Origin of the sequence: uncultured Duncaniella sp., from assembly GCF_910578445.1 — a bacterium.
Lineage (GTDB): Bacteria > Bacteroidota > Bacteroidia > Bacteroidales > Muribaculaceae > Duncaniella.
Genome location: NZ_CAJTQC010000001.1, coordinates 116,086 through 132,448 on the forward strand (window position 1 = coordinate 116,086; position 16,363 = coordinate 132,448).

A 16,363-nucleotide genomic window follows, 5' to 3' on the forward strand; every position below is an offset into this window, starting at 1 on the left:
TAAAATATGACCCCAAGTTCAGACTTTCAGCTTATGGCTGCTCCGCTTCAGGGTTTTACCGAAGCGCCATTCAGACATTTCCATTCCGAAATCTACGGAATGGAAGAATGTCCACTGACCTACTTCACCCCTTTCATCCGTTGGGAAAGGGGCGAAGTAAGGAATCGAGACCTACGTGATGCGACATCCGAACTCAACTCAAACCATCAGTTGATACCTCAGATAATTTTCAAAGATATCAATGAATTTCTGAGGCTTGTCGATGCCGTCAGAAATACCGGTCATAAGCGCGTGAATCTGAACATGGGTTGTCCTTTTGTCCCTCAAGTGCGCAAAGGCCGAGGGGCAGGTCTACTTGTCAAGCCGGACATTATAGCTGAAATCGGGCGGCATATAATGTCGATGACCGATATGGAATTTTCAATCAAAATGCGTCTCGGAGTAGAGCGACCCACAGACTGGCGCGATATAATTGAAATAATCAATGAAATCAACCTTAGTCATCTGACAATACATCCACGCACGGCTTCTCAACAATATGCCGGAGAGCTGCATGCCGATGAATTCAACCGACTCATCGACCGGTCTGCCAATCCTGTCATTTTCAATGGCGACATTTACTCACCTTCGCAAATCAACGAACTCCGCCAACGCTATCCCGGACTTCATGGCATAATGATTGGCAGAGGGTTGCTCATGCGGCCTTCAATCATTGCCGAATGGCAACAAGGTCAAGAATGGACACGCGCAGAACGCGCCACCCGGCTACTGAAACTCCATGATGAAATCTTCAACCATTACAATATGACACTGACTGGAGGCGAAACGCAGATTCTGTCGAAAATCAAACCTCTATGGGAATATTTCGGATCTGAATTTGACCGTAAGTCTGTAAAAAGGATAGGCAAAGCGAACACTATTTCCTCATATCGCATGGCAGTCATGCAACTGTCGTAATACAGTCTGCTTACAGGCAGTGTAAACACGCAAATCTCATAACCCATTCACCGATTTATACGCCATTTATAAGTCATGAAGGGGAAATAATTCCACAAAACAATGGATGATAAGTAAATTTTCGCTATTTTTGCAAAAATTTACTTGTGAAAGATGAAAAACCTCTTACTACGAAGCATAACCGGAATAATTTATGTTGGTCTGATTTGCGCAAGCGTCCTTTCCGGAGGATGGCTGTTCATTGTCTTTTTCGGCCTTATAGCAATACTTGCACTTGAAGAATTCTACAATCTCACCAACGCATCTACAGGCGGAGAGAATATCACAACGCTAATTATAGATGTGGCCGGCGGTCTCATATTGTGCGTAGGACTCGGATGTGTCAACACCGGTGTACTGACTCCCTTTACCACAGCAGTCATGGGCGGGACTTTTTTCACCATATATCTTCTTTATATGATTGTCCGTCTTGTCATGCAGCTGTATAATCAAGAGTCCTCACCCCTTACGAATCTCGCATATTCTTTTATGGGCCAGATGTATGTCGCACTCCCGTTAGGACTTATGGCAATGTACTACACGCTCCCGAATGGAATGCATCTTCTCCTTGCCGTATTTATAATGATATGGCTTAATGACACCGGTGCGTTCTGCATAGGGTCTCTGTTTGGAAAACATAAGCTCTTCCCAAGAATATCGCCTAAAAAATCATGGGAAGGATTTTTTGGCGGTGTTGCATTCGTGATTGCATCTGCATTTGTATTCAAATATTGCTTCCCACTGTATTTTGCAAACATATCACTCTGCGGCCTTATCGGTCTCGGAGCGGTAGTTGCGGCTTTTGCTACATGGGGCGACCTCATTGAATCGCTTATTAAGCGGACTCTTGGAGTAAAGGATTCCGGGACACTCCTGCCGGGACACGGTGGAATCCTTGACCGAATCGACTCGCTCCTGCTTGTCATTCCGGCAACCTTGCTCTATCTGACAGCTCTCCAGCTCTATGCCTGAGAGCCGAAATAAAAATTCGGGCGCGTATTCATATATCTGACTTACCATCTATTATCATAATTATATATCATACCTACACTTCTATTATTTATCTAAAAATGAAACACTTTCTTTACCTTGCCATTGCCGGAGCCGGCATTTTCACATCCTGCGGCAATGGAAATGACACAAAGGCCAACGCCTCGACAAACGACGATGTGATTCTCCACGCATGGTCATGGTCGTTTGACACGATTGCAGCCAATATGAAAGATATTGCAGAAGCAGGCTATGCATACGTGCAGACATCACCTGCCAACACCTGCTATGTCGGCGAAAATGGAGGACTTGCATTGTTCTCGCAGCCCGGCGACTCGGTCAGTGGTAAATGGTATTACTATTATCAGCCTACCGACTGGAAAATAGGAAACTATCTTCTTGGCGACCGCAATCAGTTCAAGACTATGATGGACAGTGCTAATAAATATAATGTCAAGGTTATCGTAGACGTTCTGCCCAATCACACTGCCATCGACCACACTGCCGTCCTTCCTGACCTTGACGCAGCTGTAGGCGGTCACGACAAACTTTATCATGCCAACGGTTTCACTCCGATTACAGATTATAATGACCGCTATCAGTGCACCACCGGAGAGATGGGTGGTCTGCCGGATGTAAATACCGAAAATCCGGACTTCCAGCACTACTACATGACCTATGTCAATGACCTGCTTGGCCTTGGAGTCAAAGGATTCCGTTACGACACCGCAAAACATATCGGTCTGCCATCCGACCCGCTTGACAGTCTCGCTGCCAGAAATAATTTCTGGGATGTAGCTACCGGCCGTGAAGAGGTCAAAGGTCTCAAACTTTCCGTACCTGCCGACTCGCTGTTTATCTATGGAGAAGTGTTGCAGGACAAGAATGTCAAAGAGACAGAATATGCCGAATACATGGATCTTACCGCCAGCGCCTATGGACATGCGCTCCGTACAGTCCTCGAAAAAGCAGATTTCAATGCCGATTCGCTTCTCAACTGGCATCACCCTGTTGACGGAAATCACCTCGTGACATGGGTAGAATCACACGACACATATGCAAACGCTCATGAATCGGCAGGGCTTACCGACGAGCAGATCCGTATGGGCTGGGTGTTCCTCACCTCACGCCAGAACGGTACTCCCCTATTCTTCAGCCGTCCAGCCGGAAGCACCCGTGAGAACTATTGGGGCAACAACCGTGTCGGCGCTCGCGGAAACGATGAGTTCAAGCATCCAGAGGTTGTGGCAGTCAATAAATTCCGCCGCGCAATGACCGGTAAGCCGGAAACAATAGCCACTACCGACAATGGAGCAGTCATCGCTGTAAGCCGAGGCAATGCAGGTGTTGCAATCATTAATCTCACATTGAATGAGCAGAATATCAATGGCCTTGCTACAACATTGCCCGACGGAGATTATGTTGATGCCGTCTATGGGAACTCTTTTAAGATCAACGACGGCAAACTCAGCGGACAGCTAAAGCCTCTGACATCATATCTGCTTTATCGTTAAAGCAAGATAGACCATAATTCACCTCACAAGGCATTGACGCATAAAGCGTTGATGCCTTGTGAACTTTTAACCTATGAAATTTGTTAGCAAAATAGTAATAAATTTATAAAAATAATTGTAAATTTGTAACGCAACGTTTTAGTTAATCAATATTGTCAATCTACAAATCACATAACACTCTGACTAATTCTAATCATCTACTAAAAATTACAGACAATGAACACTGACACTATCGGCATCAACGCAGGATGCGTATGGGCCGCACTTAACGAAGCGGAAGCACTTGACACAAAGCAATTGAAAAAGATTGCCAAACTCAAGAATGAAAAGGAACTGTTCGCAGCCCTTGGCTGGCTCGCACGCGAAGGAAAAATCAATTTCATCGAGAGCGAAGACGGCAAAGAACTCATCATCTCCCTCCTGCAAGACAAGTAAAAGCATAAACCGTGTATATGACTAAAATCGCACGGCCTCTACCATAACGCTCCTGTCGGAAATATTCCGGCAGGAGGTTTTGAATAGCCAATCTGAAAAATCTCTCCAAATCCGCCATTAAAATAATCCACTGTCGTTTCCACGAAGCTATATGAATCCATTATTCTCAATCATCACTATTACTTACAATGCTGCTTCCACCATTCCGGCAACATTGCGGAGCGTGGAAGAGCAAACATGTAAACTCTACGAATACATTGTCATTGACGGTGCTTCGACCGACAACACGGTCAGTTTAGCAAAGGATGCAGCCATCGACAATATGACGATTATTTCCGAGCGCGACAGAGGTCTGTATGACGCAATGAACAAAGGGCTTGGATTGGCAAAAGGCGACTATGTCATCTTCCTTAATGCCGGTGACTCGTTTCATAGTCAGAAGACACTCCAACTGATTGCCGACACTGTCATGGACAATGATTATCCTGGTATAGTCTATGGCCAGACTCAGATTGTCGATGCTTCACGACACCGCCTTGGCGACCGGCATCTGAAAGCACCGTCAGTCTTAACCCTCGACAGTTTCAAAGATGGCATGGTTGTCTGTCATCAGGCTTTCATCGTATTAAGAAAACTGGTGGATAACTACGACACACGCTATAGGTATTCCGCCGATTTCGAATGGTGTATCCGTTGTCTCCAACGTTCACACCGCAACTGCTATATCGACCGCATTCTTATTGACTATCTTTCCGAAGGTGTCACCACAGCTAATCACAAAGCATCTCTCTGGGAACGCTTCAAAATCATGTGTCATTATTTCGGAGTCCTGCCTACAGTCTGTCGCCACGTCAAATTTTTCATCCGTAACATTAAACGGAAAAAACAAAAGAAAGACATGTGATTCCATGTCTTTCCCCTTTGTTACTTTACTCTATCCGGATTCTTGGCAATGAAATCTTTCCATGATTTCGGGCCTGCCACAGAGACCGGTCTGGACGATTCATAATGATGACACAAAGCTGCCGCTAAAGCATCGGTTGCATCAAGCTCAATGTCAAGTTTTTCAGGCGAGATATCCAATATCCGTCTCAACATTTCCCTCACCTGCTCTTTGCTTGCCGCGCCGTTGCCGGTTATAGCCATTTTTATTTTTCTCGGCTCATATTCCGTTATTGGAATGTCGCGCGACAATGCAGCAGCCATCGCTACCCCTTGCGCACGACCTAACTTCAGCATTGACTGTACATTTTTCCCGAAAAACGGGGCTTCAATCGCCATCTCGTCAGGAAGGAATTGCTCCACAAGGCCTAACACCCGTTCATGAATCCTAAGAAGACGTAAATAATGGCTGTCGAATTTGTTCAGTTTCACCACACCGAGAGCAATCAGCTCCGGTTTCTTTCCGCGAATCCCAAGTATGCCATAACCCATCACATTAGTACCGGGGTCGATTCCAATAATAATCTTATCGTGGGTTGTCATTTCAAAGGCAAATTTTCCATGTATGTAGTGAAAAATACGACACCTTCGCCAAACCGTTTATGAAGCATTCCACGAAGTTCCGCTCCAGCATTGTCGTGCCATTCCGATGCAGCCTCAGGAGTCGCAGCCTCGAAACTTACAGCATAGCTGACACAATCCTCCTGCACCTCAATCAACAGCGACGCGAAACGCGGAGATGAAAGTCTGCCTGAAGCAAGCGCCTCCGGAATATAGACATTCCTCACCCAAGCTTTGAAAGGCTCATCTAAACTAACATGTACATGGAAACTCGTATTCAGTATAATCATAATTCAATATATCTAACTGATTCAGACACAAAAAAATTAAATCGCAGAGCTATCTTCAGGTATAATCACTTTTTGACTGACACGGGTGTTTGCCATCAGACCAAGTCCAAGAGTCGTTAATGCAGAAAGCACAAACGCGACAATGCGATTCTCAATTCCAAAGAACTGTGGCGACACAAATACAAAGCATGTCACGACAAATGTCATTGAGACAGCCGGAATCAACGCAACCCAATAATTGCGCTTCCTTCTTGCAAGCCAGACATAGATAGTCCACAGGACAACGGCTGCAAGCGACTGATTGGCCCATGCAAAATAACGCCATACAATGTCAAAGTTGATCAATGTGATTGAATAGCCGGCAATAAAAAGCGGGATGCAGACCGCAAAACGCTTCAATATCGGGCGTTGGTCGATGTTGAACATATCTGCGACGATAAGTCGTGCGCCACGAAATGCGGTGTCACCGGATGTTATCGGAGCTACCACCACTCCAAGAAGGGCAAGGACTGCCCCGACTTTCCCAAGGGTGGTGTTGGAAATCACGTCGACAGCCCAAGCGGCGTTGCCTCCGTGTTGGGCAAGCTGCTCACCAAGGAGAGTCGGGCCATTAAAAAATGCCATTGCAATTGCAGCCCAGATCAACGCTATGATACTTTCCGCAATCATTGAGCCATAAAATACCGACTTACACTTTTTCTCATTTGTTATGCAACGAGCCATCAGAGGTGACTGGGTTGCATGGAACCCTGAAATAGCGCCACAGGCAATGGTGATAAAGAGCGTCGGTACAATCGGCAATGCTTCAGGATCAAGCTGAAAATTGTGAAGTGTGGTGAGTTCCGGAATCTGATACTCCCCTGTCATCAAGACAACAAAAAGGCCGGCAGCCATAGCTACGAGTGCGACTCCGAATATCGGATAGACCTTGCCGATTACCTTGTCAACCGGTAGCATTGTAGCGAGAATATAGTAGGCAAGAATAATCCATATCCAGATATTTTTTCCGATGGCGGGCAGCATGCTTGACAGAAGTGCGGCCGGACTGAGAATGAACACAGCGCCGACAAGAACCATGAGCACTATTGAAAATACTCTTACAACGGTCCGTGTTGAAACACCAAGGTATATGCCTATTATCTCAGGCAAGCTGCGACCGTCATGGCGCATAATCATCATTCCGGAAAGGAAATCGTGCATAGCTCCGAAGAAAATACCTCCAAGAGTTATCCAAAGGAAAGCCACCGGACCAAAACAAGCGCCGAGTATAGCACCGAATATAGGGCCTGTACCGGCGATATTCAACAATTGTATCAGAAAAACACGCCATCGCGGAAGACGTATGTAATCAACGCCATCTTCCAGACGCTCAACAGGCGTTTTCCGCTCTGTATCGACATCTGCGAGTTTTTCGAGATAACGTCCATAGACAAAGTAGGCAGTGACAAGCAATGCCAGACAGATAAGAAATGTTATCATGGGATAAATTAAGAGGGGTGGTTAATAACAATATGGTAAGCTATTTGATGTTAAAATACCACGGATGGTTTATCATTCTGACTATCCCGGGAGTGTCCTCCATCCCGACAATGCGTGACGCACCTCGATAATATCTTTTTGAATAATCAGGGTCATCATCACTCATCATATTGGTCTTCACAAGGCCAGACGAATGAATATAGCGCCCGTCGGTATCATAAATCGCGACATGAGAAATACGTCCGTCAGGTGTGTTCGAGAAGAAAAGCAGGTCGCCCCGCTGCAAGTCACCAAGATTTTCAGGTTCAATTCTTTTTCCTATGCCGATTTGCTGGCGAGCATCACGCAAGGTCAGAATTCCACGGTCAAGATAAACCACACGCACCAATCCCGAACAATCCACACTCTTAGTCGAGCATGCCCCCCAGAGATATGGAGTTCCTGTCAGCCAATATGCCGTCTCCATTGCTTTATCCATGTCAAACGGACGTGATGCCCACTCTTCGGCTTTCATAAAGCCATTTGAATCGGCATAGCCCTTTCGTCCGTCAGGAAGCACGACAGAAACAACACTGTCATTCACATGACAACCTTCAACTATGGATGACAGAACGAGTTCGCTGACAACATCGGAATGTTTACGTGTAACGGGTGAAGCATAAATTTTCATCTCTGGACGGGACACAGAGACCAGACGGGACGCACTGCGCCAACGCTCCATCTCAGAATCCGATTTCAACGTCACGCTTGAGACATTCATGTATCCTCTATACCCTTCAGGGGTTTCTATCTGAAGCCACTCACCATCTGACTCAAGCACACGCAAAGGTGTGCCCATGATTGCCTGAGAAGTCATTTCAGTCGAATGTCCCTTTCCATCACGGATACAAGCTACAGGTATGCGCACCTGACCCCAAGACTCCTCGGCATCAAGCGCGCACGGAAAAAGTGTGATAAGTATAAAAAACAGAGATTTTAGTGATAATTTCAAGGCCATTTGCTATTTATCAGATTTTATTTCCTAACACGGGGTCACAAAATTACAAAAAACAGATGACAAGCCGGCTTCAAAAATCTATAAAATAACGCAAATTCGGTGTTAAAATCATCATTCTGTAATTTGCGGACAACAAATTTAGCAGTCCATTCTGTCAAACAACCCTATAGCATTGTCGCTTGTCATCCGCGATACGTCGTCAACCGACATTGACATAATTTCTGCGACACGGGCGGCAGTCTTGACAATATATGCACTCTCATTCCGCTTACCTCTGTATGGAACAGGAGCAAGATAAGGCGCATCGGTCTCAAGGACAATACGTTCAATTCCAATTTCAGGCAGCACTTCGTGAAGCCCGGAATTCTTGAAGGTGACGATTCCATTGATTCCGAAATAGAAATCTCCTATTTCCCGGATTGCTTTCACATCCTCGACAGAACCTCCAAAACTGTGAAAGACTGCTTTCGGTTTTACTTTTTTGGCCGACAATACCTCAAGCGTCTCTCTCAGTCCGTCGCGACAATGGATTATTACAGGCAGATTCCTTTCGATAGCCCAGTCGACCTGTATCGAAAACGCCTTCATCTGCTCTTCTTTGAAAGTCTTGTCCCAATAGAGGTCAATACCAATCTCTCCCACCGCAATATAGTCGGCCGGATTGGCATCCAGTTCATCGTGTATTATCCTGAGACCACTTTCCCAGCTCTCTCCTATCTCTGTAGGATGAAGCCCCATAGCCATATATGTCGCGGAAGGGAACATGGCATGAAGCTCTTTCATCGGACGGATGGTCGAAAGATCGACGTTTGGAAATATCATCCTCGTTACGCCTGCCTGAAGCGCACGAGTGACAGTCTCTGTCTTTTCCGAGCCAAATTCGTCAAGATAGAGATGTGTATGAGTGTCAATCAGCATGTGTGGCGAGTTACTTGTTGCGGGTCGCTGATTTCAGCGCAAGATCGATAAAGAACGAGCGTGCTTCGGGCTGCATATTAAGCTGGTCAAGGCAGGCGATTGCCGAGTCGATATAGGCACGGATAAGCTCGTGGATTCTGTCGGGAAGGCCAAGCGAATCATATACGCCACGGATTTTCTCAATTTTCTCCTCCGGATTGTCATTTTTCCCTATAAGAGACTTCACGATGCCACTTTTATCCTCTTTCAAAGCCATGATAAGCAACCATGTCTTCTTGTCGTTAAGAATATCGCCGCCTATTGCCTTGCCGAATGTCTCAGGATTGCCATATGTGTCAAGATAATCATCCTGAAGCTGGAATGCGAGGCCAAGATTGACACCATAGTTGAAAAACTGCAACTGAGAATCGAAATCGGCATCAGCCATGAGCGCGCCCATACCGCATGCACATCCCAACAGTACTGATGTCTTCAATCGTATCATCTCCATGTATTCTTCGACAGTGACATCAAGACGATTTTCAAAGTCCATATCGTATTGCTGTCCCTCGTAGACATTCATCGCTGTCCCGTTGAACAGATCGAGTGCAGGTGCAAGATGCTCTCCGGCTTTAATCGCAAGCAGCATTGTAGAAGTAGTAAGCATGGCATCGCCTGAAAGAATGGCAGTCTCCATATTCCAGCTCTTATGGACAGTCGGACGTCCGCGACGCACATCCGCATTATCCATTACATCGTCGTGGAGAAGCGTGAAGTTGTGATACATCTCAATCGCGATAGCCTGATGTATGGCAGTCATGGGTTCTTTTCCCATCGCATGACATGCGGCAAGCGCCAAGACCGGACGCAGGCGTTTCCCTCCACAGTCAAGAGTATAGCGTATCGGATCATATAGTCCGGCAGGACGTTCAGGCAGTCTCAGATTGGCAATTGCCTGATTGACCATTGCCAGATATTCATCAAATTCTTTCATTGGTTCACTGTATTTTCGTTTGTGTTTGCAGCGGCCGATGTTGACATCGGTCGCTGCAATGTTTTTTATCTGATATAAAATATTCTACCTTATTATTTACGGCGGCGTTTCTTCTTTCCGTGGTTACTTGAAAGAGCCTCGGCCACAGTCACTTTTTTCCCGAGATCATCTTCACCTTCCCGACGCAAGGTCTGACCTTTGTCATCGAGCAGGACGAAATCAAGCTGTTTCTTTTCAAGGTCCGCACGTGCGACCTTGATGTCGACATTGTCGCCAAGACGATAACGGTGATTGTAGCGACGACCGACAAGACAATGGTTCTTCTCATCAAAATCATAGTAGTCGTCGGCAAGGTCACGCATCGGGACGAGACCTTCACACAGATTGTCATTAAGCTCAATATACAGTCCCCATTCGGTAACGCCGGAAATAATTCCTGAATATGTCTCACCGATATGTTCCTGCATATACTCAACCTGCTTGTATTTGATTGACGAACGCTCGGCCATTGCCGCCGTCTGTTCCATGTCACTGGAATGCTTGCACTGGTCTTCAAGTTTCTGAAGATTGACGCTGCGGCCTCCGGCCATATAACGTTCGAGCAGACGGTGAACCATCATGTCGGGATAACGGCGGATTGGCGAAGTGAAATGCGTGTAGTAGTCAAATCCAAGACCGTAGTGTCCGATATTGTCGGTTGTATACACGGCCTTTGCCATCGAGCGGATAGCAAGTGTCGCCAGATAGTTTTCCTCACCGCGGCCTTTTACCTCTGACAGCATCTTATTGATCGAGCGATTGATTTCACGTGGAGTTCCGGAAGCCTTCACCTTGTAGCCGAAAGCACGTGCTATGGCTGAAAGGTCAGCAAGGCGTGTCGGGTCAGGCACATCGTGAACACGGTAGACAAATGCCTTTGGCTTTTTCTTGTCCTTAGGCTTTCCGACGAAAGTCGCAACCGTACGGTTGGCAAGCAACATGAACTCCTCAATCAACTTGTTGGCATCCTTTGAAACCTTAAAGAAGACTCCAAGAGGCTTGCCATTATCGTCAATATGGAATTTAACTTCAGCACGGTCAAACTCGACAGAGCCATTCTCATATCGCTGGCGACGCATAATTTTTGCCAGCTCATTGAGCTTCTGGATGGCCTCTACGCAATCGCCAAGGCCGGTCTCTATGACTTGCTGAGCCTCTTCATAGGCAAAACGTCGATTCGACTTGATGACAGTGCGGGCAATTTTCGAACTGATGACCTTGGCCTCGTCATCCATATGGAAAATGACCGAAAAGGCAAGTTTCTCTTCATCAGGACGCAATGAACATATGCCATTACACAGGTGCTCGGGAAGCATCGGGACAACGCGGTCAACCAGATACACAGATGTGGCACGCTTCTGCGCCTCACGATCAATTATAGTATCAGGACGTACATAGTGGGTGACGTCTGCGATATGGACTCCAATTTCGTAGTGCCCGTTTGGAAGCACCCGGAACGAGAGGGCATCATCGAAGTCTTTCGCATCCGCCGGGTCTATTGTGAACGTGAGGACATCACGCATGTCGAGACGCTGAGCGATAACTTCCTCCGTAATTCCGGCATCAATTTTATCGGCGGCCTTCTCGACAGCAGCAGGATACTTGTAAGGGAGACCGAATTCGGCAAGTATCGCATGGATTTCAGTGTTGTTCTCGCCGGTACGGCCAAGAATGTCAATGACTTCTCCACTCGGATTTTTACAATCCTCTTTCCATTCGACAATCTTTACCACAGCCTTATCACCGGTTCGCCCACCTTTGAGCTTAGACTTCGGGATGAAAATATCAGTAGCGAGATATTTCGAATCGGTCAAGAGGTATGCGAAATGTCTGTCGACCTTCAATGTGCCGATGAATGTCTGTTCTTTCTTCTCGATAATCTCCACGACTTCGGCCTCAGGCTCAGCGCCACGACGATGGGCTGCAATACTGACGCGCACCTTGTCGCCATTGAGGGCTCTCATCGAATTACGCTCGGCAACGAATATAGTTTCGCCATCGGCATCTGTAATTACCGAATTCTTGCCGTTGCTCCTGCGCACAAAGATGCCCGTGGCATCGTTTCCTCGCTGGGGCGACTTGTATTTACCGGGCGACACTTCGATTATCTCGCCATTAAAAGCCATTTCCACCAGCAGCAACGCAATGTTGCGTTGCTGCGTAGTGGTGGTAGCACCAATGGCATGTGCCACTTGCTTATAATTATATGTGTTGTTCTTTTGCTGCGCAACAAATTCATTCACCTTCTTCATGAGGGCAATATTGTTTCGCGAACCGGCAACTGCATTCTTTGATTGAGCCATAAGATACGAGGTGAGTAGAAATTGATGATTTATTTTATGAATAAACGTTTAGATAGGCTAAATCGTTTAAACAGCCGTGAAATGCAGAGAACAATCAGGCGTCGATGTTGGCGTAATTGGCATTTGCCTCGATAAAGTCGCGACGCGGAGCGACATCCTCGCCCATAAGCATCGAGAAGATGCGGTCTGCTTCGACAGCATCACTGATGGTCACCTGCTTGAGCAGACGCTGTTCAGGATCCATTGTGGTGTCGCGAAGTTCTTCCGCGCTCATCTCACCGAGACCTTTGTAGCGCTGCACCTTGGTTTTCTCGCCATTGATTGCGATGAACTGCTGCACCTGTGCGTCGGTCCAGCAATATTCTTCTTTTTTCCCACGAATCGAGCATTTGTAGAGTGGCGGAGTCGCGAGATATAGATAACCTTGTTCAATGATGGGACGCATGCGGCGGAAGAAGAATGTCATCAGGAGCGTAGCGATATGGCTGCCATCGACATCTGCATCGGTCATGATTATAATCTTGTGATAGGCAAGACGCGAAAGATTGATTGCCATGGGGTCTTCCTCAGTGCCAATGGTCACGCGCATTGCACGATAGAGGCTTGTGATTTCCTGATTGTCAAGAATCTTGTGGTCCATTGCCTTCTCGACGTTAAGGATTTTACCGCGAAGCGGGAGAATAGCCTGGAATGTACGGTTGCGGCCCTGCTTTGCCGTTCCGCCTGCCGAGTCACCCTCGACAAGGAACAGTTCGCAATCTTCGGCATGGCGAGAGGAACAGTCGGCAAGTTTTCCGGGAAGTCCGCCTCCGGCAAGCGGCGATTTGCGCTGTATTTTCTGACGGGCATTCATCGCAGCATGACGGGCCTGTGCGGCAAGCACGATCTTTTCAACTATCGTACGGGCCTGACGGGGATGTTCCTCAAGATAATATCTGAGAGCCTCGCTTACAGCCGCAGATACCGCACCCTGCACTTCGCTATTGCCGAGTTTGGTCTTTGTCTGGCCTTCGAACTGCGGTTCGAGCACTTTGACAGAGATAACAGCAGTCAGACCCTCACGGAAGTCGTCGCCTGACACTTCAACCTTACATTTTTCAAGGAGCTTGTTGTCCTCGGCATATTTCTTAAGTGTCGTAGTGAGACCGCGACGGAAACCGGTGAGATGCGTGCCGCCTTCTATAGTATGGATATTGTTGACAAACGAATATACATTCTCATTATATGTATTGTTGTAGGTCAGCGCAACCTCGACAGGAATCCCCTGACGCTCGGTGTTGAGATGAATTACGTCGTTAATAAGCGATTCCTTGTTTGAGTCAAGATACAGAACAAACTCACGAAGACCGTCGCGCGAATAGAAAGTCTCCGTTCGCGGATTGCCTTCGGCATCGAGTTTTCGCATATCGGTCAGAATCAGAGTGATTCCGGCATTAAGGAACGCAAGGTCGCGCAGACGATTTGCAAGAGTGTCGTAATCATACTCTGTCACAGTAAAAATCGATGCGTCAGGCAAGAATGTGACAGTAGTTCCTGTCGTGTCGCTTTCTCCGATAACCTTCAGTTCGGATGTGGGTTTGCCACACGAGTATTCCTGCATGTAAATCTTGCCGTCGCGACGTACTTCCGCACGGAGATAGGTCGAAAGCGCATTCACACACGACACGCCTACGCCATGAAGACCACCGGAAACCTTGTAAGAGCCTTTATCAAACTTACCACCTGCGTGCAGCACGGTCAACACAACCTCAAGAGCACTCTTATGCTCTTTCTCATGCATGTCGACCGGGATACCACGACCATTGTCAACAACGGTAATCGAGTTGTCCTTATTGATGGTTACTTCAATATGTGTGGCATAGCCTGCAAGAGCTTCGTCGATAGAGTTGTCGACAACCTCGTAGACAAGATGATGAAGTCCTTTGAAACTGATGTCGCCAATATACATGGCGGGACGTTTTCTTACGGCTTCAAGTCCCTCAAGCACCTGAATATTGCTGGCGCTATACGCCTCTTCGCGTTCTTTGTCTTCTGACATAGTCTGGTTAAAAATGATTTCTCGAAATAGTTTCACAATTCATATTGCCGCCACCATCCGGATGCAAATGCTCCAGAAACAGGCGACAAGCTTTTGAGCAAACAAAATTACAAAAATTTCCCCACACCGACAAACGGAAAGCGCAAATAAATCGCGCCTCACGCGCCGATAAGCCCTCGCAATAGGGGGCTATCAATCATTGGCCATCGCCAACGAGAGGCGATGTTCAAGCTCGGTGGAGCTCAGGCGTGTGGTAAGCGCCCCCCTGTGGGCTACAGATATATTGCCTGTTTCCTCGGATACAACGATAGCAAAAGCATCGGTAGCCTGCGATATACCAAGCGCCGACCTATGGCGCAATCCCAGCGCTCGCGGGACATTACGGTCATGGCTTACAGGGAGAATGCATCCGGCGCTCCTGATGCGGTCGTGGTCTATGATCATCGCTCCGTCATGGAGAGGCGAGTTTTTAAAAAATATATTTTCAATCAAACGCGAATTGATGTCCGCGTCAATTATATCGCCACTTTTTTCATATGACTCCAATGGAATCTCCTGCCGGATCACTATGAGCGCGCCTGTCTTAGTCTTCGACATATTCATACAGGCATAGACTATAGGCAAAACATACTTGCGCCTGTCAGACGACGCACCTCCCTTGTCGTGACGAAACAGATTTTTAAGGAAGCGCCAACGCTTATGGTCGCCAAGCTCAACGAGGAAGCGTTTTATCTGGTCCTGAAACAGGATGACAAGCACAAGAAGTCCGATTCCCATAAACTGGTCAAGAATCGAGCCAAGCAATTTAAGTTCAAGAATCTGTGACGTCAGCACCCAGACAACGATGAAAGCGAGCACGCCAAAAAAAATATTAAGCGTACCACTCTCTTTCATTATTCTATATAGGTAGAACAACAGGAGTGCGACTATCGCAATATCAAACGCATCTTTTAGGCCAAAATGATCCATAACTTAAGTTTAGAGGGTTGCCAATTCGAATAACCTCACTGTATAGACCGCTTCTTTCACATCGTGAACACGCAGGATAGCCGCTCCGCGAGTAAGCGCGATTGTGTTGAGAGCGACAGTCGGCGCAAGCGCCTCGGCAGGAGTGATGTCAAAAGTGCGGGTTATCATCGACTTACGTGAGATGCCGACCAAAACAGGGCATCCAAGCGCACCGAAACATTCAAGATTGCGCATCATCTCAAAATTCTGCTCAGTGGTCTTGCCGAACCCGAAACCGGGATCGACTATCACATCCGCCACACCAAGCAGCCTCAGTTCTCTGAGCTTACGCGAAAGATCAGCTATGACATCCGCACTGACATCGTTGTAATCCGTCATCGTCTGCATTGTGGATGGAGTGCCACGCATGTGCATCAGTATATACGGCACACGCATGCCGGCAACCGTGCTGAACATGTCGCGGTCAAGGTCTCCGCCAGATATATCATTAATCATATCAGCGCCCATATCCTCGATTGCCTCGCGCGCCACACAAGCACGAAATGTATCCACCGACACGAGAACATCGGGAGCCACCGAGCGCAAAACGCGCATACCGGTCCTCAGTCGCGCAATTTCCTCCTCGGGAGAGACATCTGCAGCCCCCGGGCGTGATGAATAAGCACCGATATCAATGATGTCAGCGCCATCGGAGACCTGTCGCAGCACCCTTTCGGCAATAGCCTCCTCATCCATCGTGCGAGACCCGTCAAAAAATGAGTCAGGAGTGACATTTACAATCCCCATAACCAAAGGCCGGGAACAGGAGCGATGCTCGCCTCGTATGTTTAAAGAAAATGGCTGAAACATATTGATATCAAGAATGAATTGCAAACTTATGTTTTGACCTGCGAAATTAACAAAAATCCATATCATATCC

Annotated in this window: 15 protein-coding genes; 5 read left to right on the forward strand and 10 right to left on the reverse strand. The window is 47.2% G+C overall.

The window, feature by feature from the left end:
• The first annotated feature begins 6 nt into the window (after window positions 1–6).
• The 5 genes from QZ311_RS00430 (at window position 7) to QZ311_RS00450 (ending at window position 4,839) form a co-directional block, all read left to right on the forward strand.
• On the forward strand, window positions 7–957 hold the full coding sequence (locus tag QZ311_RS00430; RefSeq protein ID WP_297062710.1) for a tRNA-dihydrouridine synthase family protein: 951 nt from the start codon (window positions 7–9) through the stop codon (window positions 955–957).
• Between the two features lie 153 nt (window positions 958–1,110).
• Window positions 1,111–1,968, forward strand: coding sequence for a phosphatidate cytidylyltransferase (locus QZ311_RS00435; protein ID WP_297062712.1), 858 nt, complete (start codon window positions 1,111–1,113; stop codon window positions 1,966–1,968).
• A 98-nt stretch (window positions 1,969–2,066) separates the two neighbouring features.
• Complete coding sequence (locus QZ311_RS00440; protein WP_297062714.1) at window positions 2,067–3,500, forward strand: alpha-amylase family glycosyl hydrolase; 1,434 nt, start codon at window positions 2,067–2,069, stop codon at window positions 3,498–3,500.
• 216 nt (window positions 3,501–3,716) lie between these two features.
• A complete protein-coding gene (locus QZ311_RS00445; protein WP_297062716.1) occupies window positions 3,717–3,935 on the forward strand; it encodes a winged helix-turn-helix domain-containing protein in 219 nt (72 codons plus the stop codon).
• Window positions 3,936–4,086: 151 nt separating this feature from the next.
• Window positions 4,087–4,839, forward strand: a complete 753-nt coding sequence (locus QZ311_RS00450) for a glycosyltransferase family 2 protein (RefSeq protein WP_297062718.1) — start codon at window positions 4,087–4,089, stop codon at window positions 4,837–4,839.
• Window positions 4,840–4,859: 20 nt separating this feature from the next.
• Here the strand turns inward: QZ311_RS00450 and ruvC are convergent, their stop codons facing one another.
• The 10 genes from ruvC to folP form a co-directional block, all read right to left on the reverse strand.
• A complete protein-coding gene (gene ruvC / locus QZ311_RS00455; protein ID WP_297062720.1) occupies window positions 4,860–5,420 on the reverse strand; it encodes a crossover junction endodeoxyribonuclease RuvC in 561 nt (186 codons plus the stop codon).
• Window positions 5,417–5,728, reverse strand: a complete 312-nt coding sequence (locus QZ311_RS00460; protein ID WP_297062723.1) for a DUF4286 family protein — start codon at window positions 5,726–5,728, stop codon at window positions 5,417–5,419. The genes ruvC and QZ311_RS00460 overlap by 4 nt, the downstream gene beginning before the upstream one ends.
• 36 nt (window positions 5,729–5,764) lie before the next feature.
• A complete protein-coding gene (locus QZ311_RS00465) occupies window positions 5,765–7,207 on the reverse strand; it encodes a carbon starvation CstA family protein (RefSeq protein ID WP_297062724.1) in 1,443 nt (480 codons plus the stop codon).
• A 40-nt stretch (window positions 7,208–7,247) separates the two neighbouring features.
• Complete coding sequence (locus tag QZ311_RS00470; RefSeq protein WP_297062727.1) at window positions 7,248–8,198, reverse strand: C40 family peptidase; 951 nt, start codon at window positions 8,196–8,198, stop codon at window positions 7,248–7,250.
• A 144-nt stretch (window positions 8,199–8,342) separates the two neighbouring features.
• The gene (locus QZ311_RS00475) at window positions 8,343–9,122 is read right to left on the reverse strand and encodes a TatD family hydrolase (RefSeq protein WP_297062729.1); all 780 of its coding nucleotides are present in this window, start codon (window positions 9,120–9,122) and stop codon (window positions 8,343–8,345) included.
• A 10-nt stretch (window positions 9,123–9,132) separates the two neighbouring features.
• Window positions 9,133–10,095 carry a polyprenyl synthetase family protein gene (locus tag QZ311_RS00480; protein WP_297062731.1) on the reverse strand — a complete coding sequence of 321 codons (963 nt, stop codon included), beginning with the start codon at window positions 10,093–10,095 and terminating at the stop codon, window positions 9,133–9,135.
• A gap of 92 nt (window positions 10,096–10,187) precedes the next feature.
• Window positions 10,188–12,386, reverse strand: a complete 2,199-nt coding sequence (gene rnr / locus QZ311_RS00485; RefSeq protein ID WP_297063042.1) for a ribonuclease R — start codon at window positions 12,384–12,386, stop codon at window positions 10,188–10,190.
• Window positions 12,387–12,531: 145 nt separating this feature from the next.
• Complete coding sequence (gyrB, locus tag QZ311_RS00490) at window positions 12,532–14,475, reverse strand: DNA topoisomerase (ATP-hydrolyzing) subunit B (protein WP_297062733.1); 1,944 nt, start codon at window positions 14,473–14,475, stop codon at window positions 12,532–12,534.
• Window positions 14,476–14,667: 192 nt separating this feature from the next.
• Window positions 14,668–15,444 carry a diadenylate cyclase CdaA gene (gene cdaA, locus QZ311_RS00495; protein ID WP_297062735.1) on the reverse strand — a complete coding sequence of 259 codons (777 nt, stop codon included), beginning with the start codon at window positions 15,442–15,444 and terminating at the stop codon, window positions 14,668–14,670.
• A gap of 9 nt (window positions 15,445–15,453) precedes the next feature.
• Window positions 15,454–16,293 carry a dihydropteroate synthase gene (gene folP, locus QZ311_RS00500; RefSeq protein ID WP_297062738.1) on the reverse strand — a complete coding sequence of 280 codons (840 nt, stop codon included), beginning with the start codon at window positions 16,291–16,293 and terminating at the stop codon, window positions 15,454–15,456.
• Window positions 16,294–16,363: the final 70 nt, after the last annotated feature.